General features: G+C 37.2%; 23 protein-coding genes. 7 read left to right on the forward strand and 16 right to left on the reverse strand.

What is annotated here, in order from left to right; translation table 11 throughout:
* The first annotated feature begins 118 nt into the window (after positions 1-118).
* Entirely contained in the window at positions 119-772 is a 654-nt protein-coding gene (nfsB, locus tag I5515_RS01175; RefSeq protein WP_199964371.1) for an oxygen-insensitive NAD(P)H nitroreductase, read from the forward strand.
* Positions 773-810: 38 nt separating this feature from the next.
* On the opposite strand, the gene I5515_RS01180 is transcribed toward nfsB, so the two are convergent.
* From I5515_RS01180 to tsaE, 5 genes are all read right to left on the reverse strand, one after another.
* Positions 811-1,668: a DMT family transporter gene (locus I5515_RS01180; RefSeq protein ID WP_199964372.1), complete on the reverse strand. Its 858-nt coding sequence runs from the start codon at positions 1,666-1,668 to the stop codon at positions 811-813.
* Positions 1,669-1,808: 140 nt separating this feature from the next.
* A complete protein-coding gene (hfq, locus tag I5515_RS01185) occupies positions 1,809-2,333 on the reverse strand; it encodes an RNA chaperone Hfq (protein WP_199964373.1) in 525 nt (174 codons plus the stop codon).
* Between the two features lie 95 nt (positions 2,334-2,428).
* Positions 2,429-3,373, reverse strand: a complete 945-nt coding sequence (miaA, locus tag I5515_RS01190; protein WP_199964374.1) for a tRNA (adenosine(37)-N6)-dimethylallyltransferase MiaA — start codon at positions 3,371-3,373, stop codon at positions 2,429-2,431.
* A 6-nt stretch (positions 3,374-3,379) separates the two neighbouring features.
* Positions 3,380-5,329, reverse strand: a complete 1,950-nt coding sequence (gene mutL, locus I5515_RS01195) for a DNA mismatch repair endonuclease MutL (protein WP_199964375.1) — start codon at positions 5,327-5,329, stop codon at positions 3,380-3,382.
* Positions 5,319-5,795, reverse strand: a complete 477-nt coding sequence (tsaE, locus tag I5515_RS01200; RefSeq protein ID WP_199964376.1) for a tRNA (adenosine(37)-N6)-threonylcarbamoyltransferase complex ATPase subunit type 1 TsaE — start codon at positions 5,793-5,795, stop codon at positions 5,319-5,321. Before tsaE ends, mutL begins: the two co-directional genes overlap by 11 nt.
* Positions 5,796-5,915: 120 nt before the next feature.
* Between tsaE and I5515_RS01205 the strand changes: the two genes are divergently transcribed.
* The 3 genes from I5515_RS01205 to I5515_RS01215 all read left to right on the forward strand — a co-directional run bounded on the left by I5515_RS01205 (position 5,916) and on the right by I5515_RS01215 (position 7,787).
* Complete coding sequence (locus I5515_RS01205) at positions 5,916-6,824, forward strand: pseudouridine synthase (protein ID WP_199964377.1); 909 nt, start codon at positions 5,916-5,918, stop codon at positions 6,822-6,824.
* Positions 6,825-6,935: 111 nt separating this feature from the next.
* Entirely contained in the window at positions 6,936-7,244 is a 309-nt protein-coding gene (locus tag I5515_RS01210) for a type II toxin-antitoxin system RelB/DinJ family antitoxin (RefSeq protein WP_199964378.1), read from the forward strand.
* A gap of 99 nt (positions 7,245-7,343) precedes the next feature.
* Complete coding sequence (locus tag I5515_RS01215) at positions 7,344-7,787, forward strand: GNAT family N-acetyltransferase (RefSeq protein WP_199964379.1); 444 nt, start codon at positions 7,344-7,346, stop codon at positions 7,785-7,787.
* Here I5515_RS01215 and I5515_RS01220 read toward each other — a convergent pair.
* Together I5515_RS01220 and I5515_RS01225 are read right to left on the reverse strand one after the other, a co-directional pair.
* Positions 7,780-8,484: a pseudouridine synthase gene (locus I5515_RS01220; RefSeq protein WP_199964380.1), complete on the reverse strand. Its 705-nt coding sequence runs from the start codon at positions 8,482-8,484 to the stop codon at positions 7,780-7,782. The two genes, I5515_RS01215 and I5515_RS01220, sit on opposite strands and share 8 nt — an antisense overlap.
* A gap of 100 nt (positions 8,485-8,584) precedes the next feature.
* The gene (locus tag I5515_RS01225; RefSeq protein ID WP_199964381.1) at positions 8,585-8,803 is read right to left on the reverse strand and encodes a hypothetical protein; all 219 of its coding nucleotides are present in this window, start codon (positions 8,801-8,803) and stop codon (positions 8,585-8,587) included.
* 254 nt (positions 8,804-9,057) lie between these two features.
* Between I5515_RS01225 and I5515_RS01230 the strand changes: the two genes are divergently transcribed.
* Positions 9,058-9,510, forward strand: coding sequence for a DUF441 domain-containing protein (locus I5515_RS01230; RefSeq protein WP_199964382.1), 453 nt, complete (start codon positions 9,058-9,060; stop codon positions 9,508-9,510).
* Between the two features lie 69 nt (positions 9,511-9,579).
* On the opposite strand, the gene I5515_RS01235 is transcribed toward I5515_RS01230, so the two are convergent.
* On the reverse strand, positions 9,580-10,500 hold the full coding sequence (locus I5515_RS01235) for a LysR family transcriptional regulator (protein WP_199964383.1): 921 nt from the start codon (positions 10,498-10,500) through the stop codon (positions 9,580-9,582).
* 262 nt (positions 10,501-10,762) lie between these two features.
* A complete protein-coding gene (locus I5515_RS01240) occupies positions 10,763-11,191 on the reverse strand; it encodes a hypothetical protein (protein ID WP_199964384.1) in 429 nt (142 codons plus the stop codon).
* Positions 11,192-11,396: 205 nt separating this feature from the next.
* Between I5515_RS01240 and I5515_RS01245 the strand changes: the two genes are divergently transcribed.
* Positions 11,397-12,596 (forward strand): MFS transporter, encoded by a 1,200-nt coding sequence (locus tag I5515_RS01245; protein WP_199964385.1) that lies wholly within the window; start codon positions 11,397-11,399, stop codon positions 12,594-12,596.
* 26 nt (positions 12,597-12,622) lie between these two features.
* Here the strand turns inward: I5515_RS01245 and I5515_RS01250 are convergent, their stop codons facing one another.
* Both I5515_RS01250 and I5515_RS01255 read right to left on the reverse strand, forming a co-directional pair.
* Positions 12,623-13,606, reverse strand: a complete 984-nt coding sequence (locus I5515_RS01250; protein WP_199964386.1) for an ion transporter — start codon at positions 13,604-13,606, stop codon at positions 12,623-12,625.
* Between the two features lie 121 nt (positions 13,607-13,727).
* Positions 13,728-14,162 (reverse strand): hypothetical protein, encoded by a 435-nt coding sequence (locus tag I5515_RS01255; RefSeq protein WP_199964387.1) that lies wholly within the window; start codon positions 14,160-14,162, stop codon positions 13,728-13,730.
* A 666-nt stretch (positions 14,163-14,828) separates the two neighbouring features.
* Here I5515_RS01255 and I5515_RS01260 point away from each other — a divergent pair.
* Complete coding sequence (locus tag I5515_RS01260) at positions 14,829-16,286, forward strand: DASS family sodium-coupled anion symporter (RefSeq protein WP_199964388.1); 1,458 nt, start codon at positions 14,829-14,831, stop codon at positions 16,284-16,286.
* Between the two features lie 81 nt (positions 16,287-16,367).
* Here the strand turns inward: I5515_RS01260 and I5515_RS01265 are convergent, their stop codons facing one another.
* From I5515_RS01265 to I5515_RS01285, 5 genes are all read right to left on the reverse strand, one after another.
* On the reverse strand, positions 16,368-16,589 hold the full coding sequence (locus tag I5515_RS01265; RefSeq protein ID WP_199964389.1) for a hypothetical protein: 222 nt from the start codon (positions 16,587-16,589) through the stop codon (positions 16,368-16,370).
* Between the two features lie 293 nt (positions 16,590-16,882).
* Positions 16,883-19,522, reverse strand: coding sequence for a bifunctional aconitate hydratase 2/2-methylisocitrate dehydratase (locus I5515_RS01270; protein ID WP_199964390.1), 2,640 nt, complete (start codon positions 19,520-19,522; stop codon positions 16,883-16,885).
* A 252-nt stretch (positions 19,523-19,774) separates the two neighbouring features.
* The gene (locus tag I5515_RS01275; RefSeq protein ID WP_199964391.1) at positions 19,775-20,137 is read right to left on the reverse strand and encodes a hypothetical protein; all 363 of its coding nucleotides are present in this window, start codon (positions 20,135-20,137) and stop codon (positions 19,775-19,777) included.
* A 140-nt stretch (positions 20,138-20,277) separates the two neighbouring features.
* Positions 20,278-21,513 carry a lactonase family protein gene (locus I5515_RS01280; protein ID WP_199964392.1) on the reverse strand — a complete coding sequence of 412 codons (1,236 nt, stop codon included), beginning with the start codon at positions 21,511-21,513 and terminating at the stop codon, positions 20,278-20,280.
* 314 nt (positions 21,514-21,827) lie between these two features.
* A complete protein-coding gene (locus I5515_RS01285) occupies positions 21,828-26,333 on the reverse strand; it encodes a translocation/assembly module TamB domain-containing protein (RefSeq protein ID WP_199964393.1) in 4,506 nt (1,501 codons plus the stop codon).
* Positions 26,334-26,344: the final 11 nt, after the last annotated feature.

The following is a 26,344-nucleotide window of genomic DNA, read 5'->3' on the forward strand; positions in this document are numbered from 1 at the left end:
TTATATCTGCATTATATTTCTTTATCAAATTACATTGGAAATGTTTTTGAATAAAATAGCGTATGATGAAAAAGATTAAATTCTCTCAATTGCCATAAGATTGATATGGAGTACACCTATGGACCTATTGAATTCTGTTAAAAGTCGCTACACAACAAAAGCGTATGATCCTGAAAAGAAAATCCCTCAAGAAAAATTCAATAAATTATTAGAAATTTTACGTTTTACCCCCTCTTCCGTAAATATACAGCCTTGGCACTTTATCGTTGCAGACAACCTTGCAGCTAAAGAAAGAATCTCGAAAGCCTTAACAGGTAAATATGCTTACAATGCTCCCAAAGTGCTTGAGTCATCACACACACTTATACTTTGCACAAGAACAGATATTTCATCTGAATACTTAAATCAATTACTTGAACAAGATGATTTAAGTGGTCGTTTTAAAGATGAAAAAGCTAAATTAGGCCAGAAAGATACTCGTCATGGCTATGTAGAATTTTATCGAAATGAACAAAAAAATTTGTTTGGGTGGATGGAAAATCAAACATTCATTGCGCTAGGGCAACTACTTTTTGCTGCGGGTTTAGAAGGAATTGATGCAACTCCAATGGGTGGCTTTGATGAAGATATTTTAAATACTGAGCTGGGTTTAACTGAAAAAGGCCTACGTAGTTCAGTCATTGTGTCTTTAGGCTATCGTAGTGAAAATGACTTTAATGCCAAACTGCCTAAATCACGTCTACCAGATGAAGCTGTTTTCACCTATTTATAAAATTCTTGTAGTTCAAAAGATTAAATTCTTTTGAACTACTAAACCATTGCAGTTGCTAAACACACCACCCCACTTATTCCTAAAATAATTCCTAATACAGTTGGCCATTTTAATTTTTCTTTATATAAAACAATTCCACTGGCAATACCAAATAACACCACAAGAATATTCATACTAGCGAAAACAATTGCAGGAGAATCTTTTAAAAGAATATGGGCTTTCACATATAAAGCGATATTTGAAAAATTGAGAACACCCAATATCAACCCAGCTATAGCACTTTTAAACTGCCACTTTTGAGTTTTCTGCACCAATAAATATGAAATTGATAATATAAAAGCTGTAATAAAAATAAGATTCAGAGTAAGCGTAAATTGAAGCCCCAAACTACTCGTATATTTTAAAAGAATATCTACTGCTGCATACCCAAACCAAACACTCAATAAAGCAAAAATTGCTTTTCGAGATTGATGACTCGAAGAAGTATTCATTTGTCCAAAGAGAACGAGTAAAACAGCAAAAATTCCTAAACCGATTCCCCATAGTTTTAAGGAATTAAATTGTTCATGAAAAAAGAAATAAGCTGCCAGTAAAGAAAGTACTACGGAAAGTCGTTGTGCAACCTCAGTCTTAACAATTCCTGCATATTCCAATGACTTAGCTAGACACAGAAAAATACTGGGCAAAATTAATCCCAATGCAATAATTAGCCACCAAGGAGTCTTTTGTATTGAAATATGTTGAATATCAGGCTGAAACCACCAAAAGCAGAGAAGACTCGCGCTCGCATAGTTCCATGCAATCATTTGTAACGGCTGATAACCTTTTTTCTTTAAGTTTTTTAATAAGATAGATACCAAAACACTACTTAAAGCAGCAGCTAATATTAATAGCATCGATTAAAACTCTATTTATTTAAATATATGAGTCACCATGGTCAAATCATGACCTTTGATGAATTTAATATTTTGAATTGGCTTATAAATAAACATAAAAAAACCAGTCATTATCTGACTGGTTTTTTTTTAGATTTCAATTAACGATTATTTTCGTCTTCTTGACCATCTTCAAATTTAGTGTCGTTGTCAAAACCACCTTGATGACCACCGAAGCCGCCTTGACCACCGAAACCACCACCTTGACCACCGAAGCCACCTTGACCGCCGAAGCCGCCACCTTGACCACCGCCGAAGCCACCTTGACCACCGAAGCCGCCTTGAGCGCCACCGAAGCCACCGCCTTGAGCACCACCGAAGCCACCGCCTTGAGCGCCACCGAAGCCGCCTTGAGCGCCACCGAAGCCGCCTTGAGTGCCACCTTGTGCTGGGAAGCCTGTACCTTGTGCGCCTGCTGGACGTGGATTACGTGCTGGAACAACAGTTGAAATCGCGTGTTTGTAAACCATTTGACTTACTGTATTTTTTAATAAAACAACATATTGGTCAAATGATTCAATATGACCCTGTAATTTAATACCGTTCACAAGGAAAATAGAAACAGGGATACGTTCTTTACGGAGAGAATTTAAGAACGGATCTTGTAAAGTTTGACCTTTAGACATTTTTAACTCCAAAAAAAAATTTTTAAATCAGCGCAAAAAAAACTATCTTTATTTTTCAACTAAAAATTATAAAAAGACAGTGTGCAAATTTTGCTTTATCCATAAGAGTTTCGCAAGTCTTCTTTCGCCTGCTTTATCGTCAAGTAAGTTTTAAAATCGTGTATTTCTTGCAAAGAACGTAACCACGTATATTGACGTTTGGCAAGTTGTCGTGTTGCAAATAAAGCTTTATCCTCCATTTCACGTTTACTTTTGAGACTTATATCACTTTTTAATAGAAATTCTAGTGCTTGTCGATAACCCACTGACCGCATTGCGGGTAAATTTTCATCTAAATCGTATTTTTCAATTAGAGCTTCAACTTCACTCAAAAAACCGATATTCCACATTTTGCTTAATCTTTGCTCAATGCGTTGATGTAATTCTACCCGATCTGGAAGTAAAGCATAATTATGAAATATGTATCGATATGGTACGTTCTTTGGTTGTTCTGCCTGTAATTTAGTAATTGGTTCGCCCGTAAGCTTAAAAACTTCTAGTGCTCGAATAATCCTTTGCTTATCAGTCACATTAAATTTTAAGGCCGCGACAGGATCTACAGAAGCTAACTCATCATAAACAGCTTGCCAGCCTTCATTTGAACCTTTTTCTTCAATAGCCGCCCGAACTTGGGCATCTGCGCTCGGCAAATTACTCGATAGACCTTCTAATAATGCCTTAAAGTACAACATTGTGCCTCCCACCAAGATAGGAGTTTTTCCCCGTGAATGCATGTCATCAATCAACTTACAAGCATCTTCAACAAATTGAGCAGCTGAATAAACTTCAAGAGGAGTAATAATATCAATTAGATGATGAGGATATAGCTCTTGTTCTTCACGAGTTGGCTTAGCAGTACCGATATCCATATCTTTATAAACGAGTGCAGAATCAACAGAAATCAGCTCAAAATTTCCACGTTCGTATAATTCACATGCCAAAGCGGTTTTTCCGCTTGCAGTTGGTCCCATTAAATTGATGACGGGCAATTGATTTGACATGTAAAACTACTCTCCTCGAGCAAATAATTTATCTAATTGAGATAGTGGAAATGCACGCCAAGTTGGCCTTCCATGATTACACTGGCTCGCAAATTCGGTTTGTTCCATTTGGCGAAGTAAAGCATTCATTTCCGAAAGACTAAGTTGTCGGTGGGCACGTACAGCTCCATGACAAGCCATTCCAGCCAATAACTCATCTCTCTTTTGAAGTAAGCCCTGCGCCTCATCATTTGGATCTAAATCATTTAAAAGCTCGGGAATAAGATTTTCAAAATCAGCTTTTTGTAATATGGCTGGCACACCACGAACAATAACTTGCTCATCCCCATATAAATCAATTTCAAGACCTAAACGCTCAAGTTGAGATTTTAATTCTTCTACTCGCACTGCTTGCATGCGACTAATAGAAATAATTTTAGGTATGAGCAACTGCTGAGATGTCCAAAACTCAGGTTTATCCCAAGCATTTTTCATTTGCTGCAACAAAATACGCTCATGTGCTGCATGCATATCAACAATAATAAGGCCTTCTGTATTTTGCGCTAAAATATAAATTCCATGCAGCTGTGCAATTGCGATACCTAATGGAAATTCATCGACTTTCGTTACTGGCTCGATATCTTCATTTACTGAAAAATTAGCAGACTGGTCACGCAGTGGCGCTAAATATGTTTTTAACGCATTATTTAACTGAGGAGAACCATTATATCTTGGTGTTTGATCTGCATAGTGAATAGCTTGCGGGCGGCTAGCGTTAAAATCAGTTAATAGCTCTGTCGGTGCATTTTGAGTTCGTGCATCATTATCTTGATTTGAAGCTTCATTTGCCCGATGCAATGTAAATTGTTCTTGATATTTGGGTGGAGGTTGTACTGAATAATCTGAGTTTTCATCTACCTTCATCGCCTGAGCTAAATCAGCGCTTGCTGTCTGAAATTGCGCCAGAGTTTCTTTTGCATAATGTCTTACAAACTCATGCACCTCTCTCTGATTTAAAAACCGAATTTCATGTTTTGTAGGATGGACATTCACATCAATATTTTCAGGATCAACTTCTAAAAAAAGTAAATAAGATGAATGTTGATGGCCATGTAAAATTCCATCGTATGCCATGCGTAACGCGTGCGAAATCGTTTTATCTTTAACAATACGTCCATTTACATAGACATATTGCATATCAGCCTGCGCACGGGCATCTGAAGGATGACCAAGCCAACCGGACAAACGCATGCTAATACTTTCAGCGTCAGCCCAGTAAGCATTTTGTATAAACTGCGAACCTAGTAATTGTTGTACACGCTGAAAGCGGAGTTCGCCACTGTCTGCTATAGGTAAATTAATTCTAATATTGTCATTATGTTCTAGCACAAAACGTATATCAAAATGTGTTAATGCCAAACGGCGAACAATTTCTTCAATATGACCAAATTCAGTGCTAGGTTTTTTTAAGAATTTACGACGAGCAGGTACATTAAAAAATAGATCCTGCACACGAATGTGAGTTCCTTTTTGTGCAGCAACTGCTTGCACCTCTTGATGATCAAATGCCGTACCGTTTACTTCAACCTGATGACCGATACCGCTGTCATCTTGGCTACTGGTTAAAGTCAGTCGTGAAACCGCAGCAATAGACGCAAGTGCTTCACCACGGAACCCTAAACTTACAATCGCATGTAAGTCTTCTGCTGTTTTAATTTTACTTGTCGCATGGCGCATGACTGCCAATGGTAAATCATCAGAATGAATACCATGTCCATTGTCAATAATTTCAATTAAGGTTGAACCACCTTGCGCAATTCGCACAATGAGCTCGGTTGCACCGGCATCAATTGAGTTTTCTAATAATTCTTTAACTACAGAAGAAGGCCTCTCAATCACCTCACCCGCAGCAATCTGGTTGGCTAACGCTGCGTCTAATGTATGAATACGACGTTGTGCTAGCTTTTCATTTATCATGAAACTGTTCCTGCAAAGTCTGGTACAAATGTTCTGATAGTAAAGTTAAAGTTACAAAACGGCTCATTTCATCGTCTGACTTTTGAATATCAATGGTGATATCGGCCTCTGGAATTTCACCACCACCTTTTGATGGCCATTCAAATAAAAATAATGCATCCGTAATATCTAAATAATCACGGATTCCCATTAATTCAAGTTCATAGGGGTCATTCAAACGATATAAATCAAAATGAAAAATTTCTTTGTCATTGATTTTATATGGCTCAACGAGTGTATAGGTTGGACTTTTAACAGACCCTTTATGACCTAAAGCCTGTAAAAAATAGCGCGTAAGTGTGGTTTTACCCACACCTAAATCTCCAATTAAATAAATCACACCCGACTGAACATGTTGCGCCAACGCTTGAGCTAGACGCTCAGTATCTTCTTCATGATTTAAGACCAATTTGAATGAATACGACATAGCACACATAACATGATTCAAAATAATCGATATGATACCATTGCCCTGCCTTAAAAGCCTACTTAAGCCTTAAATGTTGGCTTTTTTTACATCACTTTTATTAAATATTGACACCCTCTTATGTCTAGTCCGAACGAATTTCTTCCGCCAATGATTGATGGAGTTAGCGCAAGTCAGATTTACCTTCCAGCGCACATTAATGCTCAAACTATTTATCAATATTTATGCCAGCACTTTCCACATATCAAAGCAGTAGAATGGCAACAACGTTTTCAAGATGGGCTTATTTATGCAGCAAATGGAAAGAAATTAACATTAGATAGCCCATACTTAAGCAATACACATATTTTTTACTATCGCTTTCTTGCCTATGAACCCCATGTTCCTTTCGAGCATCGGATTCTATTTGAAAATGATGACTTACTGGTGGTCGATAAACCGCACTTTTTAACAATTAGTCCAACCGGACAATATGTAAAAGAAACCCTATTGGTTCGATTAAAAAAACAAACAGGTAATGAATTTTTAACACCAATTCATCGACTAGACCGCGAAACCGCTGGAGTTGTTTTATTTTGCAAACGCCCTGAATCACGCGGAATTTACCAGCAACTATTTGCAGATCGACAGGTACATAAAATTTATCATGCTATCGCTAGATACAAATCAGAATTAAAATTTCCTCAAACACTTTGTTTGCACTTAGATAAAGGAACGCCTTTTTACACCATGCAAGTTATCGCAAATGCTAAAGCAAATACTGAAACGAAAATTGAGTTACTTGAACATAATCAATATTGGGCTAAATACTGTTTAGCACCAACCACTGGCAAACAACATCAACTTCGCGTACATCTTAATTATTTAGAAATTCCGATTAAAAATGATCCATTTTATCCAGAGGTTCAACATAAAGCTGATAATGATTTTTCAGAACCGCTACAACTTTTAGCTAAACATATTTCATTCATAGATCCACTTACAAAAGAGGAAATGTCCTTTAATTCCGAGCTTGAATTGACATTGTAATGTAACCGTAATGACAAAAAGATTATTTTTTATGCCAAAAAACATTGAAATTACATTGCAATGGTTTAGAATAAATTTCTAAAAATTAAAAATCATTTGGTTTTTTTATTCATGCGAAAAACAGAAGTTTATCAGGTTCGACTGGACTCCCAAGAGAAAAAACAGGCTTTTGCTGTTTTTAAACAATTGGGAATTACCCCTGCCCAAGCAGTGCGACTTTTTTTTAAACAAGTCGTATTAACTAAATCTATTCCTTTTGCGATTGAAAATCAGAATATTAATATGGAGCAATTATTAAAACTGAGAAAAGCAAAAGCATCTTCATTGAACCAGAATTCATCTGCTCTATCTGAAGACGATGATCACGAAGACCTATTTGAAGAACTAAATGCACTGTTAGGAGAAAGTGACAAAACTTAACAGTGTTGCATTTTTAAACAAGTTTTAACGTCAGAAGGCTCTTTTTTTAGTTATGCTCTCTTTGTAAAAAACATAATGATAAAATACAAGGAGTGCCAAATGATCGTTAGACGAGCGACTTTTGAAGACTTAGAGCAACTCGCTGTTTTATTTGATGAATATCGCCAGTTTTATGGCGCTTCTCCTAATTTCAATGAATCACTTCACTTTCTCAAACAACGTTTTGAAAATAGTGAAAGTGTATTCTTTATCCATATTAAAGATGAAAAAATTACAGGCTTCGTCTTACTCTATTTAGGTTTTTCTTCAGTTGCTTGCTCCACTTACTATATCTTAGATGATGTCTATGTAACCCCAGTTTTTCGTCGTCAAGGCTCTGCTAAACAGCTAATTGATACAGCAATCTTATTTGCTAAACAAGAAAATGCGTTAAGAATTACTCTAGAAACTCAAAGTAATAATCATGAATCCCATCGTCTGTATGAACAGATGGGATTTATTCGAGATAGTGAATTTCAGACTTTCCACTGCTTTCTTAAATGATATTTTGAGCAAGCTGCTTTTGTTGTTCTGATAAATAAATCCATTCGCCATCTGCAATTTCAGGTAAGACCAATTGCCCTATCTGATGCCGATGTAGTGCTTCTACTTTATTTCCTACAGCCGCAATCATTCTTTTGACTTGGTGATAAACACCTTGATGAATGGTCATCGTTAACTGATGAGTTTCTAGCACTTCTACATCCGTTGCAGCAAAAACACCTTTTTCCTGATGTAGGCTTACGCCTTGACTCAACATTTCAATTTGCTCAGGTGTGACTGGATCTGTGGTTGTAACATGATAAACTTTTGGGACGTGTTTACGAGGATGAGTTAAGGCTTGCAGATATTTACCATCATCGGTAAGTAAGAGTAACCCTGTTGTGTCTTGATCTAATCGTCCAATTGCCTGTACGCCTCGATGAATCATAATTTCAGGTATTAAACTAAAAACACTTTGATGATGCTGAGGTTGATGAGAACATTCGAAGCCTGCTGGCTTTTTTAAAGCAATATAAACTTTTTCTCGATATTGATAGGTTTGCCCAAAAAGAGAAAATTCTAAATTTTCTGGAGAGAATTGCTTTTTCAAATCATTGGCAATTTCTCCATCAATATTTACAGATCCATTTTTTATTAACTGCTGACAATATTTACGTGAACCAAACCCTTGTGATTGTAAAATTTTTTCCAGCAGCATGGAGTTTTCTCATTAGAACAAACTGCTATTTTAACGCAGTTTCAACTCTTTGCTAAACCCTACTCGCTATACTTTACATTTGCTTCACTAAAACTTTCCGCTATTCTTCAACGACTCGATAAATATTTTCGTTCTGTTCACTTTCAAACAGCAATTCGGTTGTAGGTAAAATAATTTCATTATCCACAATAATATGTTCAATACGTTGACTAAGCTTTAAGGGCTCATTTTCATGCTCAACTAAATTTTGCTTTAACTGTGCTTTTGCATCATGAATCTGATCAAATTGATCTTTAATCTTGATATCGATAATTTCCATAGGTGTTATCCTTGCCCCATAAATACTAACTATTTTTATACCATAGCTTCAGAAAACAATAATATTTAACTTGTTAATTTATATAACATTGTTTCCAAGCGTAACTAAAAATCAAAACTCCTTAACATTGAATGGCCTATAAAGATTTATCTTTAAAAAAATGATTTAACTATGAGTTTACTTGGGGAGGCTTTTACATTTGTTGTCTTAATTATTATACAATTCCATTTTATTTCTTGCTTTCGCTGCTTCTCATGCTCGCCCAATTTGATGTTAATTTAATTGTCCTTTTAGTACTGCTGATCTGTGGTTTATTAAGTCAAAATGCAGCTGTAACTATTGCAGCAGGCGTATTAATTGTAGTTAAAATCACACCTTTAAATCAGTTTTTCCCTTATATTCAAGCACATGGTCTTAATTTAGGAATTCTTATTTTAACTATTGGCGTACTTACCCCAATTGCCAGTGGTAAGCTTAGTGGAGAAAGTATTTTAAAATCTTTTATTAGTTTTAAATCTCTTACAGCTATTGCAATTGGTTTGTTAGTCGCTTGGTTAGGTGGTCGCGGTGTGAAATTGATGTCGAGCCAGCCTGATGTTGTGGGAGGTTTACTCATTGGGACGGTAGCAGGTGTTGCCCTTTTACGTGGTGTTCCAGTTGGCCCCCTTATTGCCGCAGGTCTACTCTCTTTATTTATAGGCAAATAGAATTTTGGCATTAAAAAAGGCGCCATTAGGCACCTTTTTAGCTTTAATGCTTAGGCTAAATTAATCTATTCAACCTGAATAATAAGATGTTCGTTTTAGAGAGAACTTTTCTAACTGCTTTAAGAAACCTTCAAAATAGCTTTTCTCTTTTTCTTCAGTGCGGTAACCCGCATACAATGTCCGTCTTAAGCCTATTGGTGAAACACAATCTAAACGGCGGCTAGTCACCCATCCTTTTTGTTCATATTCATTCACGACCCAATCAGGCAATGCGGCAATACCTCGCCCACTTGCAACAAGCTGGATAAGCATTTGGGTTAAATCTGTCGTTCTAATATGCTTAGGTTGAATATTCGCAGGAATGAAAAGCTTAGACATAATATCTAAACGGTGTTTATCTACGGGGTAAGTAATTAAAACTTCTTCTGCTAATTCTTGAACTGTAATATTTTCAGCGCGAACCAACGGATGTGTGTTAGATAAAACCAAACGCGACTCATATTCAAAAATAGGAAAATATTCGATTCCTTTTAATGCAATTGGATCGGCTGTAATGAGTAAATCAAACTCACCATTTTGTAAAAGTTCATGAGGATTAGCTTCAAATCCAGAAGCAAAATCTAAGTCTACATCTGGATACTGCTGACGATATTGATTTAACAAAGGCATTAACCAGTCAAAACAACTGTGGCATTCAGAAGAAAAAATAATTCTACCTGTCTGACCATGCACAATACGAGTAATATCACTCTGAGTAATTTGAATTTGAGGCAAAACATCATCAGCTAACTTGAGTAAGCGCTGTCCCACATTAGAAAAACTAACAGGACGACTACGCCGATTAACAACCTCTACACCATACCAATGATCTAATTCTTTTAATTGATGAGAGATCGCCGATGGCGTTAAACAAAGATCATTAGCTGCTGAAACCAATGAACCATGTTCACGTAGGGCAACTAAGGTTTTAAGATGACGAATTTCTAACATGGGCACAAGCCTGAACAAATAGATTTATCTATAAAATTTTTAAACTTATTCACCACTTTGTAGCAAATAGAGTGAGTTCAGATAAATCTCAACCAATGAGCAAGATTCATCTTATCACAAGCTTAATTAATTTTCTTCAACATGAATTTTATTTGATTATTTTTCTTTTAGATGAATATTGATAATTTTAAAGTTAATCACTTTCTTTGAATAAAAATTGATTTTAATACAGGCAAAGAAAAAGGCCTAATGGCCCTTTTCATTACTGTGCTTTTGCTTTAGGGAATGCTTGTTCAAAATCAATAAGTCTAAAGCTCTTTACTAACTCATCTTGCCCATACGTCACTTCGTAAGAAGTTTCTTTCCCACTGAAATATGCTTCAGTAGGTGTACCAAACACTTCCCATAATCCAAATGAGGCAACATCTGCTATCCCATGTCCAAATGCACGGCTTACTTTTGCCCACTTCGGATAACCTTGCTGGAAACTATAAATTTCGACTCTTGTACCATCACGATATTCAGAAAGTACAGGTGCGCCCAACTCAGCAATAACATAATTGCGGGAACTACCTGGATTTAAAACATTTAAATTTTTTTTACTTGGTTGATTACCCGCCATAAAGACTGAACAACCAGACATAGATAACATAACCACCCCCATAAGGTAGGTAATAAATAATTTTCTCACGATTTAGATTCTCTATTTTTTAAATATTTATACAAGCTATTGTAATAACTAAAGTATTACGCAAACATCATATATAATTTATTAAAAAATTTCGATAAATTTTTTTACTTAAGATATGCAAACATACTCTCAATATTTTAGTTTTTTATGATTCTGCCCCCTTTTCCCTTATACTCCTCATTTTTGAGCCTCTTTTAAACTTATTATGGCGTCACCCCAATCTCCTCTTTCTACACAGCAACACTATTCACTCTTTTTAGCAATTTTCTCACTCGCTGTAGGTGGCTTTTGTATTGGAACCACCGAATTCGTCGCAATGGGACTGATTCAGGAAATTGCAAATAATTTAAATATTACCGTACCAGAAGCTGGCCACTTTATTAGTGCCTACGCATTGGGTGTAGTTATTGGTGCTCCTATCATTGCTATTCTCGGAGCCAAAGTTCCGAGAAAAACTTTATTACTCGGCTTAATGCTTTTTTATGGTGTAGCTAATGCCTGTACTGCTTTAGCTCATACACCTGAAACTGTTTTAATCTCACGTTTCATTGCAGGTTTACCACACGGAGCATATTTTGGAGTGGGTGCCTTAGTTGCAGCAGAACTAGCAGGTCCATCAAGAAGAGCTTCTGCGGTTGCCCAAATGATGATGGGTCTTACAGTGGCAACTGTAATTGGTGTTCCTCTCGCAACGTGGTTAGGTCAAAATTTTGGCTGGAGAGTTGGTTTTGAGTTTTCAGCAACTATTGCTTTCGTCACTTTAATTGCTGTTGGTTTCTTTGTACCCAATATTCCAGTTCAAGCAAAAGCAAGTATAAAAACAGAGTTAGCTGGCCTTAAAAATATCAATATGTGGTTAACACTAGCGGTAGGTGCTATCGGTTTTGGAGGCATGTTTTCTGTTTATAGTTATGTCTCACCAATTTTGACTGAATATACAAAAGTTAATATCCAAATTGTCCCTATCGCTTTAGCTATCTGGGGTATCGGTATGGTTATTGGCGGCTTAGCAGCAGGATGGCTTGCTGATAAAAACCTGAACAAAACGATTGTAGGCGTATTAATTAGTTCAGCTATCGCTTTTGTTGTAGCTAGTTTCTTAATGAGTAATATCTATACTGCTATTGCTTCATTATTTTTGATTGGTCTTACCGTAATGGGATTAGGCGGAGCTTTGCAAACTCGTCTAATGGATGTTGCAGGTGATGCACAAACATTAGCAGCCTCTCTCAACCACTCTGCCTTTAACCTTGCCAATGCATTAGGTGCATTTTTAGGAGGATGGGTACTCAGCCACCAAATGGGCTGGATCGCCCCAATCTGGGTGGGTTTTGTTTTGAGTCTCGGAGGTCTTATCATTTTACTCATTGCATTCGCAGTAGAAAAAGCGAGCAAAAAAGTTTAGTCAAAGAAAATGCTAACTTATTATTTCTAATCAGTTAGCTTTCCGCCACAATGAGGGCAATAACATTTTTTCTCTCTCACAGCCTCTTTTTCCTCTAATACTTTCTCACGCATAATTTGAATAATCAGGTTATGTGCCTGCTCTTTTGGCAGCCCCACTTTTTGACGAATCCGCTCTATTTCAATTTCATCATGTAAAATATCAATCCCTCGCACTTGCAGTAACTCACGAAATTCTTGCTCTAGCCTTTGATTACGCTGGTTAAGTTCATTTGCAAGCCCAGATGCCAAGATACCTGCTGGTAATGCAGCAATACCAACACCCAATATAGTAATGAGTGCTCCCAATAATTTGCCTAAACTGGTCACTGGAGTGACATCGCCATACCCCACCGTAGTTAAGGTAACAACTGCCCACCACATAGACTTAGGTATTGAACTAAAAGCTTCCGGCTGCGCCTTATTTTCAACCACATATATTCCAGAAGCAGTCATAATAATCATAATAATTAAAATAAAGATAACTGCCTGAAAAGAACCTTTCTCACGTTTAATCACACATAACAATATCTGTAACGAGATGAAATAGCGTGTTAATTTTAATAAACGAAGTAAACGCAATATTCTGAGCATACGAAGATCGATTCGTACGAAGAAATTTAAGTACGCAGGTAAGATTGCCATCAAATCAATAATTGCTTCCCCACTTTTCATCCAGTTCAAGCGGATTTTCCATGCAGATTGTGTCGTGTCACGATCGGCGATACTCCACAATCTTAATAAATATTCAATACTAAAAATTGCAATTGAAATAACTTCAAAATAGTCAAACCAAATATGATAACTTGAGTACAAATCATTTACCGTTTCCAATAAAACGGCCGCTACGTTACCAATAATTAATACGACTAAAAAATAATTAATACATCTACTTATCGTAGTTTCATAGTCATGATTATGAAGATTATTATAGAAAAACTTACGCAATCCCTTCCAAGCTGAATTTTGCATATAGATCTGACCACTTGATATTAAAGATATAGTAAGCTCTTGCCCTCTATTCACCAATATAGTCTTTGATAAATTTTCCTTCACTTACTTCAGCATTTAAAATTTTCTACTTGTTCTCAGGTCAATTCACCACAGCACATCGGAATTCATTTTCTTCCCACCACAACATATCATAGATGCCTGGGTGTGATTTTAAGATAATATTTATATAGTTTTGCAGCACCATGATGTGATGGGTAATATCAAGCTTTCTAAATAAAAACTTTCTTAAAATAGGTGTATTTGGAGAAATAAAAATTGCGAATCCATTGCTATGTTCTTCATAGACACTTATTCCAAGATACATCGTTATTTCAGGCAATGGAATCTCAATTTGCCATCCCCAGTTCTCACTATATAGCTCTACATTTAAATGGTATCTATTTTTCAATATACTAAAAATATATTGTGCAATATCTTCAGTTTTTTGAACTAAAACACCGCCTTCGTTAAAGTATGTTTTTTGCTCATAAAGTTGATAATCATCAAATTTAAATTCAACAATTGTCTTTAGCATTCTTAAATTCCCTATATAAAATACTCATATTTTTTTTAATTATTTTTAAGTTCGTTTAATTATTTTAAAACAAAAAACCAGTTAATTTCTAGTACTATATTTAATTTTATATATATTAAATTTAAAATGATGCATTTATTATTTTTAAATAAATGTACGACCCAATTCACGCTTTTAATAAAAACAATAACTCAAAAAGTCTATTTTTTACCCAAAATTATATATAAGTTATTTTATTAAATAATTTTTCTGAAACTTTCACCTTCATATAAATATATAATTTATTTTTTGATCTTTAAAATTTTCTAAAAATTAGTATTAGAATATTTTAATTCAGATAAATATCTTTATAACTTGTTCTAAAATTAACAATGTTAAGTACTATTTATTAGAATGATACCTATATAGACAATTTATAATTTAAAGATTAATTCAATGCCACCATTACAAAATAAAACTTAACAATTTTCATTTCAATTAAGAAATACTTAATTTCAAAAGAATTGTCTTTTCCAGTGAAATGAAAACTAGTACTTACCACGAGTTATTTTGAATTTTTGAATGATTTGATTGATAATAGAACTTTAATACTTATTTCTATTTCTTTAGCGATCTACTCATAAAGAACTTTAATTTTTTAAACACATCAAAACAAGGGGAAATTACATGGGATTTAAAGCCCTCCCTACACTTATTTCTTTATTTATTACATTGCTAATCTGGTTCGTGATTCCTGTACCCGTAGGTGTTGATCCCAATGCTTGGCATTTATTAGCGATGTTTGTGGGCGTGATTGCGGCAATCATTGGAAAAGCTATGCCAATTGGTGCAATTGCCATTATTGCAATAACTTTAGTCGCCCTTACTGGCGTTACCAACACCAGCCCAAGTGGTGCAATACAAGATGCCCTGAGCAGTTTTGCTAATCCCCTGATCTGGTTGATTGGTATTTCCATCATGATCTCTAAAGGTTTGCAAAAAACTGGATTGGGTGCACGATTAGGCTATTTATTTATCGCAGTTTGGGGCAAAAAAACGATTGGTATCGGCTATAGCATGGTGCTTTCCGAACTCATTCTCGCTCCTGTAACACCCAGCAATACGGCACGAGGTGGAGGAATTATTCATCCAATTGTACTGGCAATTTCTACTAGTTATGATTCCGATCCAGCCAAAGGCACCGAAGGACGGATGGGAAAATACCTGTCGTTGGTTAATTACCAAGCCAACCCGATTACCTCTGCAATGTTCATTACTGCAACCGCCCCTAACCCATTAGTAGTTGATTTAGTGGCAAAGGCGACCCATAGTGAAATTTCATTAAGTTGGAGTACTTGGGCACTAGCGATGTTACTGCCGGGGTTGATTGCCTTAATCATTATGCCTTTGATTATGTATTTAATGTATCCACCTGAAGTCAAAGAAACGCCTAATGCAGCTCAGTTTGCTAAAACTAAACTAAAAGAAATGGGTCCTGTCAGTAAAAATGAAATCATCATGCTTGGTGTATTCGGTATTTTATTGATGTTATGGGCGGGTATTCCTGCCATGATTTTTGGCTCCGCTTGGGCTGTTGATCCAACGACCACGGCCTTTATTGGTTTAGGATTATTGCTGCTTACAGGTGTACTCACTTGGGATGATATTCTGACGCAAAAGAACGCGTGGGATACGATTACTTGGTTCGCAGCATTAGTCATGATGGCAACTTATTTAAATAAGCTTGGCTTAATCGCATGGTTCTCGGGTGTTTTAGAAACTGGTATTGGTCATTTAGGGCTAAGCTGGATGCCTGCTTGTCTATTATTAATGCTCGCCTATTTGTATGCACATTATATGTTTGCTAGCACCACGGCACATATTACCGCCATGTTTGCAGCCTTTTATACGGCAGGACTTGCTCTCGGTGCACCGCCAATGTTGTTTGCTTTAATGATGGCAGCAGCTTCAAGTATTATGATGACATTAACCCATTATGCGACTGGCACGTCCCCTGTAGTGTTCGGTTCGGGTTACACCACACTTGGTGAATGGTGGAAAGCTGGCTTTGTCATGAGTGTTGTTAATATCACCATCTTTGTGGTGATTGGTGGACTTTGGTGGAAAGTGTTAGGTTATTGGTAGAATTGTTTTAGTTTAAAAAAGCCCCTTGTAATGGGGCTTTTTCATATATTTATTTAAAAGTACTAAATTATATCTGCTTAATTAATCGGACTTAATATCATAAACCCAATTCCGTGCTTGTTGGTCTGTTGTAGTTTCACAGACGTAATAATCTTGATCCCATGAGTCTGGATGGAATATTTCCTTTTTGTAATAGGTTACTTGTTTGTCATTTTCAACACAAACAAAGCTGTCCCCTTGGCCTTTAACCGCTGAACCGTTAAGAAATCCACCAATACATAAGAAACGTGATTGTTTAGCCATTTAGTTGAATCTACTTTTTAAATCACTCATTTTCAATGATTAAATGATGGATGGATTGAATTGTAAAGACAAAATTACTGGGCCATGTCAATTAAAATGGTGAGATGTATAGCACAGAAGTTACTACAATTTTTTGATTTAAAGCATGGTCTTAAAATTTAGATTCATTAGGAATTATTAAAAAAAATAAGGGCTGATTAATCAGCCCTTATTTTTAGCTTTTTACTCAAGCAAAGCATAGCTTTGCTCTTGCGCTAGGGAAAAGCCTTTCGGCTTTTCTTGATCCTAGCTCATTAAGTCAATTGAGCAGCTTGGATTTTCTTAGTATCAACTTGATCAGCTTCTTTAGTATATTCGCTCATCTTGTCGAAGTTTAAGTATTTGTAGATGTCAGCAGAAGCGCTGTCGATTTGCGACGCGTACTGTTGATATTCTTCTGGGCTTGGTAATTTACCAAGAACCGCAGCTACAGATGCAAGCTCAGCAGACGCTAAGTAAACGTTTGCACCTTGACCTAAACGGTTCGGGAAGTTACGAGTAGAAGTCGATACACATGTTGTATTCGGCGCTACACGTGCTTGGTTACCCATACACAATGAACAGCCTGGCATCTCTGTACGCGCACCAGCACGACCATAGATGTTATATAAGCCTTCTTCCATTAATTGGTGCTCGTCCATACGAGTTGGTGGAGCCAACCATAAACGAGTAGACAATGAACCACCAGGTACTTTATCAAGTAACTGACCAGCTGCACGGAAGTGACCGATGTTCGTCATACAAGAACCGATGAATACTTCATCAATTTTGTCGCCTTGAACGTCAGAAAGAAGTTTCGCGTCATCTGGATCGTTCGGGCAGCAAAGAATTGGTTCTTTGATGTCAGCAAGATCGATTTCGTAAACTTTTAAGTATTCTGCATCAGCATCAGCTTTTAACAAGCTTGGATTGTCTAACCACTTCTGCATGTTTTCAGCACGGCGCGCCATTGTACGAGCATCGCCATAACCTTCTGCAATCATCCACTTCAACATGGTGATGTTAGAACGTAAGTATTCAGCAACTTTCTCTTCAGAAAGTGTGATTGAACAGCCAGCCGCAGAACGTTCAGCAGATGCGTCAGAAAGTTCGAATGCTTGCTCAACAGTCAAGTCATTTTCCATTTCTGACAAATCGATCTCAAGGATACGACCAGAGAAGATGTTTTTCTTACCTTTCTTCTCTACAGTTAAGTCACCCGCTTGAATTGCGTAGTAAGGAATTGCATGTACAAGGTCACGTAAAGTGATACCAGGTTGCATTTTACCTTTGAACTTAACAAGTACAGACTCTGGCATATCAAGCGGCATAACACCAGTTGCAGCTGCGAACGCAACAAGACCAGAACCCGCTGGGAATGAAATACCGATTGGGAAACGAGTATGTGAGTCACCACCAGTACCAACTGTATCTGGAAGTAACATACGGTTTAACCAAGAGTGGATAATACCGTCACCTGGACGTAAAGATACACCACCACGGTTCATGATGAAGTCAGGTAATGTATGGTGAGTAGTTACGTCAACTGGTTTTGGATACGCAGCAGTGTGACAGAAAGACTGCATTACCAAGTCAGCAGAGAAGCCCAAGCAAGCTAAGTCTTTTAACTCGTCACGAGTCATAGGACCAGTTGTATCTTGAGAACCAACTGTAGTCATCTTAGGTTCACAGTAAGTACCCGGACGGATACCTTGACCTTCTGCTAAACCGCATGCACGACCAACCATTTTCTGAGCTTGCGTGAAGCCTTTGCCAGTATCAGCAGGTTGTACAGGTGTACGGAACAATGTAGAAGGTGCAAGACCTAATTCTTCGCGTGCTTTAGTTGTCAAACCACGACCAATGATCAAGTTGATACGACCACCAGCACGTACTTCGTCTAGAAGCACTGGAGTTTTAAGTTCTGCTTCTGAAATTTGTACACCATCTTTAAAAGCAGTAACTTTTGCAGCAGCATGGTCAATTTTCAATACTACTTCGTCACCCATGTTCATGTTGGCAACGTCGATTTCTACAGGTAATGCACCTGCATCTTCCATTGTATTAAAGAAAATTGGAGCAATTTTAGTACCTAAGCACACACCGCCATCTTTTTTATTTGGAATGTGTGGAAGTTCGTCACCGAAGAACCAAAGTACAGAGTTAGTTGCAGATTTACGAGAAGAACCTGTACCAACAACATCACCTACGTATGCAACTTGATTGCCTTTTGCGATGAGTTCTTTGATTTGGTTTAATGGACCAACTTCACCTGGTTTTTCAGGATTGATACCATCACGCTCGTTTTTCAACATTGCATTTGCGTGTAATGGAATATCTGGACGGCTCCAAGCATCTTGCGCTGGAGATAAGTCATCAGTATTTGTTTCACCAGTTACTTTGAACACAGTGATTTTGATTTCTTCTGGAACATCAGGACGGCTTGTGAACCATTCTGCATCTGCCCAAGATTGTAAAACAGCTTTAGCATTGGCATTACCCGCTTTTGCTTTATCTGCTACGTCATGGAATGCATCAAATACAAGAAGTGTTTTCTTTAACGCTTCAGCAGCTAGGCTTGCAAGTTCAGCATTATCAAGAAGCTCAACGAGTGGTGCTACGTTATAACCACCAAGCATCGTGCCAAGTAGGTAAACTGCACGCTCTTTAGAAACGAGTGGTGAAGTTGCTTCGCCTTTTGCAATCGCTGCCAAGAACGCTGCCTTTACGTAAGCTGCCTGGTCAACACCTGCAGGAACACGGTTTTCAAGCAAATCAACCAAGAACGCTTCTTCGCCTGCTGGTGGATTTTTTAATAGTTCAACAAGCTGAGCTGTTTGAGCATCATCAAGTGGCTTCGGTGGGACTCCGAGTGCGGCACGTTCTTCAACGTGTTGGCGGTAAGCTTCTAGCACGGTGTTCATTCCTCTTTTTTTGAAAAATTACTTGCAAATTCCAGCTTTCTAAAAAGCTTCACAAGTAATATGGACTACAAAAGTTTACTAGAGTTCAAGGTAAAAGTTAATGAAAACGGGGTGTTTCTCCGTGATGCCCATTATTTTGTATCTAAATACCAGTGTTTAAATAATGAGCATATCGGGCAATATTGAGCTATTTTTAAGCAAAAAGAGCTTTAGCTTGGTGAAAGTTCAATACTTCACCCACAATTAGAACGATTTATATTTTGGCATTTTGTCATGAGGTGTTGCCAAGCATTCATCCATCATTTCTTTTCTAACTTTTTCTTGAAGTGCTTGAGAATCTTTTGTCAGTTCTTCTTTTGGAATCGCATAAACTTTTTCAATAATATTAAGAATGAATTTTTTTGTTATTTCATCTTCAATTTTATTTGCATGCTCAACTGCCTGAGCTTTTTCAATTGATTGCTGACGATCAAAAACAATACTTCTAGCAGCATTTCCTACGCTAGTACAAAAGCCATGCCACTGCTCTTCTGGTGTTAATGGCTTCTTTTCTGAACAACCGACAAAGAACAAACTCACTGCAATCAATAAAATCTTTTTCATCATTTCACTACACTAATTATTGCTGCTCATATCATACGGAAAATCAATATTTTTGCAAAAACTACCCTATAAAAAGACCGAGGTATAAAATTCCCTCGGTCTTTTTATATCAAGCATTAGAAATGCAAGTTTCGTCATTCTGGTTAATTAAAAAATTTGATATCTGTCGGTGTCGGTATTTTTGCTGCATCACCTGCTGGTTTTAAAGTGCCATTTTTCGCATCAAAGCGGAACAAACTAATGTTATTAGTAAAAACGTTCGTCACATACAAATATTTACCAGACGCATCGAATGAAAAAGCACGTGGTTCAATACCATTGGCTTGATAAACTGTCGGCTTACCTAGTAATCCATTCTGTTGAATTTTGAATACTAAAAGTTTGTTGTCTGCACCGCGATTAGCAGCAATCACATATTGGCCATTTGGACTGAGGATAATTCCACTCGCACTCTTGAATTCAGGTGTTTTGTCCTCGTGAATCAGTTTTAGCTCAGTCACTTTTTTCAAATGACCATCTTGCACATTAAATGTCACAATTTCACTTCGCATTTCTGCGGTGACATACGCATGTTTGCCATTTGGTGAAAAGACCATATGACGTGGGCCAGAACCATGCGTAAAATTCACATCTCGGGTGCTGTCCGCTTCGAGTGGCTGAGGCTTATTCGGGTTATAAAGAAAGGTATAGACTTTGTCATTTCCAAGATCGGTCGCATATAAATACTTACCATCTGGGCTGAAAGTTGTCGAATGTGCATGACCACTCTCCTGTCGACCTTTGATGTGGCCAGAACCTTCCGCAAAAACAATATTTTGTACCATTTCACCCAAATGGCCGTTCGGCAAAATTGGAAAAACAGCCACTCCCCCACGACCTTTATCAAATGCCGAATAGTTCGATACAAACAGGAATTTACCATCTAAACTGATTGATGCATGTGTTGGATGCCCACCATGGCTATTCACCGTGTTCAACACCTCTACCTTTCCATTTTGAACGGATAATGCAGTCACCGACCCTTCATTTTCTTCATTAGTTGTATATGCAAAACGACCATCTTTAGATTTTACAATCCAAGACGGACTTTTCATTTTCAATACCTTAACAGGAGTTAAAGTCCCATCTCGATTTACTTGAAGCTGGTATAAACCTTCACTGGCTTGTTTTGGTTTTTGCACAAGTGGTGCATCAGGGATTGATGTCCATGTTCCCACTAAGGCGATTTGTTGTTGTGCAGCATTTACTGAGGAACACCATCCAAATGACAAAAGCGTCAATGACAATGTTGCTGTTAATTTATGAATTAGCTCACGATATTTAATATCTGTATCGTTTTCCTTGCTATATTTAATTTCAACATAAGTATCTATTTTCACTGATATATCCTTGAAAAACCCACCTCATTTGCACTTCTCAACAAGGTATTATTAATTTCACTTAATGATTCTGAAAACTAATTTATAAAATAGCAATTTTCAAGTGAGTTTTCTTTAATGAGAACCGTATTCAAGCTTTGGCTCCTTTTAAAAGAATCGATGTTTTATATAATAAATATTCAACTTTTTTAAATCCTATAGAAGTGCTTAAAATAAAAGCCCACTAAGAAGTGAGCTTTTATTTCGTTATTACTTGAGACTAATCAAATCATTATAGGTACTAGCGTACTTTTCTAATGTTTAATTTCCATCTACTAAAAGCGCCAGTTGTAGAATAAATCGATTGCTCTTTCTAAAGACTGGCTTGCTTCTAAGTATAAACGTCGATTCATTTGATAACGTAAAGTGAGTTTGTTCACTGGAGTGAATACGCCAACACCATAACGGATAAATAGATCAGGTGTGATATAGCCCGTTAAGCTCACCTGCGTATCTTCACCCGTACCTTGTGCATCTAAAGCTAAGCCACTCAAACCAAAAGTACGCCCGATCTGGTTAGTTAAAGCACGTGTACCGCCCAAGCCCATACTGATCCCTGCGGCAGCAATGGTGTTATTTACATCAGATTTAAACCCTTCTGCATTACTTAAACCACTTGAACCTTCATTAATACGCCCCGTAACAAGCGCATTCAATGCTTCTTGCTCAGATAGGCCTGCATCGTTATAAACTTGAATGTTTGGTGCTGTGGCAGTACCTGTCACGCGTACACCTACCATACTGCCCTGAACATTTTTGTTTGCATCGATATCTAAAGTCGGGTTTGCCAATGGACCATTAAAACGTGCAATTGCTCGGTTCAAATCTAAACTTTGTCCATAGGCTTCAATTTTTACTTTTTGACTGACACCAATTGCCCCGTTAGCTCTCATTGCAGTTTCATAGCCACGTTGGGTTAAATTTAGACGACCTACTAAAGGAATATTACTGTTAAAGCCTTGGAATATCACTTGATTACCAATATTAACAGCAATATCTGCTCGAATATCCCAAGGTTTAGCAGCACGTAAAATTGCAAGCGGGTCTTGGCCTTGTCGAACTATGCGAACATCTGATGAGGTATTAATAACTGGAGCAGTTGTCTCAGGCATTGAAATACGTGCACGAGGAACATCTACCGATCCCTTTAAACTTAAACGCTTATCGAAAGGATACATATCAAGTGTAAGGTTTGGATTGGCAATTGCTGTAATTAATGGAGCCTGACGTACAAGTAAATTATCACCTTTGAGGTTTAATTGAAGACGTGGTGCATCTTTCCATTCAAAACTACCTTTTAAAAGCCCTACACCTTGACCGCTGTTAAATGCTCCATCAATTGTTGCCATGTCCTGACGAATTGATGAATAGATCTGAACATTAGTTAAATTAACTGGCAGCGAAATCATACTGATTGCACCATTTTTCAGACGCATTTCACCAGTAAACTGCGGTTGAGTTAATGTACCATTAACTTTACCAGCTAAGGCTAAGGTCCCGCTTAGTAAGCGGACATCTTGAATAAATGGTTTCAAGACTTTTAACTGAACATCGTTAAAGGCGACCTCACCATGCATTGGCATTGATGACTGGAAGGGATTGATAATGACGTTCGCATAACCCGTACCAATATCAGGTGTTTTAACATCTACACGGAACAACAGACCCTCAGATACACTTTTTGCAATAACACTTAACTCATCATAAGCTAGTGTTGTTGGAGGATCTTGAGGATCTTCAGCCGCTAAACCAATTTCACCTTTACGTGTAATTAAACGTGCATCAAGTTTTGGATTTCCTCCATTTACCCATGCCGCTTTGGCATAACCGTTTAACTGCCCAGTCATTGCTAAGCCGTCTGGCATAAATGCTGCGAAGTCACTTAAATCCATGTTCTGAGTTACAAACGAAATATTACCGCGTGCTTTACTTACCCGTACTGGCTGGTCAAAACAGAGCTGGCTATTCGCACTTTGCCAACAGTGTTGACCTACATACAGCTCAGACCTTGCAGAAGAAAAAATCACTGGAGCATTTTGATTTTGTGCTAGACGAATTCGTCTTGAATCAAAACTTCCTTTCTGAATTTGACCTAACCAATCATTATTTTGATTAAATCCGCCTGCCAACTGAACATAGAACTTGGAAATACTATTATTGCCGAGCACTTTCAATAAATGCGCTTTTCTTGTTCCAGTTAAATTCAATTCGGCAGACTGAATTTCTCTATTTCCACTACGTAAATTATCTAATTTTGCTGTTAATTGAGTCGGTGTTGTTTCCGATGTTGGAAGTTCACCCTGAATACTCAATCTCTTCACGCTGACTAAAGTATTAAAAGCAAAGTTATCTATTGCGATATTTGCTGTTGCTTTTAAACGTGGTTGTGATTGTACATTCAGGTCACCATAAGCTCGACCGCGTAGTCCCGGATATAACTCGTAGAGTGCAGGCGCATTGAGCTTGATTTTTAGATTTTGTGCATTACCAGTCGCTTGTAGCTGATTCTGTCCATACACCAAAAATAAATTATTTGCTTCAAACTGCTGAGGTAAAAAACCCTTTTGATTAGAGTCCAACAATACAGATAAATTACCCTTACCTCGGACAGGCTTATTATTTATAAAGCCAGCAAGGTTCAATTGCTGAATATTAATTCGTTTCAAATGGTCTGACCAAACCCCTTGTGTTTTCAAATTCCCTGAAATTTCACCTTTTACAGTTGAAGTAAAATATTGGGGTTTAAAGCGTACCAATGAACTATTAATATCCCATGCAATACGATCTTTTAGATTTACAGAACCTGTCGCATAGATTTTTCCAGCTACCCCATCATGTTGTAACTGGTTAATTCGAATAAAATCTGGCGTACCTGCTATAGAAAACTTCAATAAACCATTTGCCTGTTTTAGGGCTTTTAAAGATCCATCATAATTAACTGCAAAACCTTTAAAGCCGCCACCAGCTTTCACATCATGGAATAATAAGGCAGCTGTACTTTTCCCACCTAAAGTTACAGTCTCTTGACTGGCTTGAGCCAGTCGACCAGTTAAGTCAATTTTTTCAAATTGAATGATTTGCTGGTTTGGTTTAGCAAAACCATTTGCCTTAATTGAACCATTTAAAAGATTAATAGGCGCTGCCGCTTGAATACTTTGTGGATTAAAATCTTTTGCATTTAACAAGGCGTTCCAAACTAACTGGCGTTTTTCCGTAGGAAGTAAAACTTTAGCCTGACCAGTTAAGCTACCTTTTTCAGCAGTAAAACTAAAATTGGGAACATTTAAAACATTATCTTTAATATTCAGATTGGCTAAATACTGTCCTGTCAGCAATAAGGTTTTTTCATGCTGATATACTTTTGTAGCCACTTTAATATCTTGCTGGCCATCACGTAACGTTAAATCAACCTGACCACTGTCACTACTTAACCATCCAATATAAGGCATTGCACGATTTATTTTTGTCCAAGCTACATTCATGAGCATTGGTTGGGGTTTTTTATTTTTTTCAGGAGCCTGATTAAACTTGAGTTTCCAAGACTCGTAACGGTCAAAATTAACATTAGCAAATACTTCAGTACCTTTTTCCAAAGAACCGTTTGAGGCAACAGCAGCATCTAAACTTGGCGGTAAAAAGTCTTGAACAACCTGAGGAATTGCTTTGTCTTTAGGGTTAATATGGTCTAAACGGCCTTTGACGTCCCACGTTACATGATCTTTCCAATTAACCAAGCCTTTAAGGTTAACAGTGCCTTTCATAACTTGGCCATTAAAATCAGTGATATTCAACTGATGAACCAAGTCAGTATTCATTAAAGCGTTGTATTGACCTTCAGGTAAATTCTCACCCTTTAAATCGGTATCAAGTGCCAAATTAAGTTGTTTAATATCACCTTGAAACTTGATCACACCATTTTTTGCAAATAATTTTTGTTCAACCAATAAAGGCAAGTGATAATTTTTGAATAACAACGCACCTTGCATAGGCACTTCATGACGGACTGGATGTAAAACGACCCACCCTGTTAATAAATCTGGTGTTGTTGTCGCCACACCCGCTTTTAAAGTATCTAAACTTCCTCGAGCTGCAACCTTAATATTTTGAATATTTAAGCTTTTTAAAGACGGAATTCTTAAATCTGCGGTCGCATTAAGTGGATATTTCCCGCTAAAGTCCATCTTTCCTGTAGCGTTATGGACTGAGAGATAACCCATATCCATACTGGATTTTTCAAACTCCAGTTTAGTCTCTGACCACAGCGCATTATTTAGGTGAACGTCATGGAAATTTACAATAGAGCCTGAATTTTTAATTTCTAAATGATCGACATTTGCCTTATCTACCCGAAGCACAAACGGTAATTTAATGGGTTTAAATTCAAAGGGTTTATTCGATGGTGGAGCTTTATTAATAATGCTTAAGTTGCGTACATCTGCATGACTTAAATGCACTTCTTTTTCTAATAATAAAGAACGCCACCCTAAGCGAACATCAGCTCTATCTAAAGTAACATCAACTTCTTTTAACTGAACAATAATATTTTTAAGGATAATTCCTCTAAGTAAATTACCCCCTTCATATTCATATTTAATTATTTTCTGGGCTTCTAAAACCCGATCTAATAAAAAACGACTTCCGCGATCTGTTGACATCATGATCACTAACGAAGACGCTAATAATAAAAATATGATTAATATCGTCAGCAAGAAACTACGCAAAATGCGCCGTTTCTTAGGAGACCTAGGTGCCGAAGTTGGCTGCTGTTCTACTTCCGCCATAAAATAAACCT

Origin of the sequence: Acinetobacter calcoaceticus (assembly GCF_016508255.1) — a bacterium.
Taxonomy (GTDB): Bacteria; Pseudomonadota; Gammaproteobacteria; order Pseudomonadales; family Moraxellaceae; genus Acinetobacter; species Acinetobacter calcoaceticus_E.

What these genes read in the sequence shown, in the direction of transcription:
- I5515_RS01205 (WP_199964377.1), top strand. Translation starts at nt 5,916, where the DNA reads ATGTCTAGTCCGAACGAATTTCTTCCGCCAATGATTGATGGAGTTAGC.
- I5515_RS01265 (WP_199964389.1), bottom strand. Translation starts at nt 16,589, where the DNA reads ATGGCTAAACAATCACGTTTCTTATGTATTGGTGGATTTCTTAACGGT.
- I5515_RS01180 (WP_199964372.1), bottom strand. Translation starts at nt 1,668, where the DNA reads ATGCTATTAATATTAGCTGCTGCTTTAAGTAGTGTTTTGGTATCTATC.
- tsaE (WP_199964376.1), bottom strand. Translation starts at nt 5,795, where the DNA reads ATGTCGTATTCATTCAAATTGGTCTTAAATCATGAAGAAGATACTGAG.
- I5515_RS01235 (WP_199964383.1), bottom strand. Translation starts at nt 10,500, where the DNA reads ATGTTAGAAATTCGTCATCTTAAAACCTTAGTTGCCCTACGTGAACAT.
- I5515_RS01230 (WP_199964382.1), top strand. Translation starts at nt 9,058, where the DNA reads ATGCTCGCCCAATTTGATGTTAATTTAATTGTCCTTTTAGTACTGCTG.
- I5515_RS01285 (WP_199964393.1), bottom strand. Translation starts at nt 26,333, where the DNA reads ATGGCGGAAGTAGAACAGCAGCCAACTTCGGCACCTAGGTCTCCTAAG.
- I5515_RS01275 (WP_199964391.1), bottom strand. Translation starts at nt 20,137, where the DNA reads ATGATGAAAAAGATTTTATTGATTGCAGTGAGTTTGTTCTTTGTCGGT.
- miaA (WP_199964374.1), bottom strand. Translation starts at nt 3,373, where the DNA reads ATGTCAAATCAATTGCCCGTCATCAATTTAATGGGACCAACTGCAAGC.
- I5515_RS01260 (WP_199964388.1), top strand. Translation starts at nt 14,829, where the DNA reads ATGGGATTTAAAGCCCTCCCTACACTTATTTCTTTATTTATTACATTG.
- I5515_RS01225 (WP_199964381.1), bottom strand. Translation starts at nt 8,803, where the DNA reads ATGGAAATTATCGATATCAAGATTAAAGATCAATTTGATCAGATTCAT.
- I5515_RS01245 (WP_199964385.1), top strand. Translation starts at nt 11,397, where the DNA reads ATGGCGTCACCCCAATCTCCTCTTTCTACACAGCAACACTATTCACTC.
- hfq (WP_199964373.1), bottom strand. Translation starts at nt 2,333, where the DNA reads ATGTCTAAAGGTCAAACTTTACAAGATCCGTTCTTAAATTCTCTCCGT.
- I5515_RS01220 (WP_199964380.1), bottom strand. Translation starts at nt 8,484, where the DNA reads ATGCTGCTGGAAAAAATTTTACAATCACAAGGGTTTGGTTCACGTAAA.
- I5515_RS01250 (WP_199964386.1), bottom strand. Translation starts at nt 13,606, where the DNA reads ATGCAAAATTCAGCTTGGAAGGGATTGCGTAAGTTTTTCTATAATAAT.
- mutL (WP_199964375.1), bottom strand. Translation starts at nt 5,329, where the DNA reads ATGATAAATGAAAAGCTAGCACAACGTCGTATTCATACATTAGACGCA.
- nfsB (WP_199964371.1), top strand. Translation starts at nt 119, where the DNA reads ATGGACCTATTGAATTCTGTTAAAAGTCGCTACACAACAAAAGCGTAT.
- I5515_RS01215 (WP_199964379.1), top strand. Translation starts at nt 7,344, where the DNA reads ATGATCGTTAGACGAGCGACTTTTGAAGACTTAGAGCAACTCGCTGTT.
- I5515_RS01255 (WP_199964387.1), bottom strand. Translation starts at nt 14,162, where the DNA reads ATGCTAAAGACAATTGTTGAATTTAAATTTGATGATTATCAACTTTAT.
- I5515_RS01210 (WP_199964378.1), top strand. Translation starts at nt 6,936, where the DNA reads ATGCGAAAAACAGAAGTTTATCAGGTTCGACTGGACTCCCAAGAGAAA.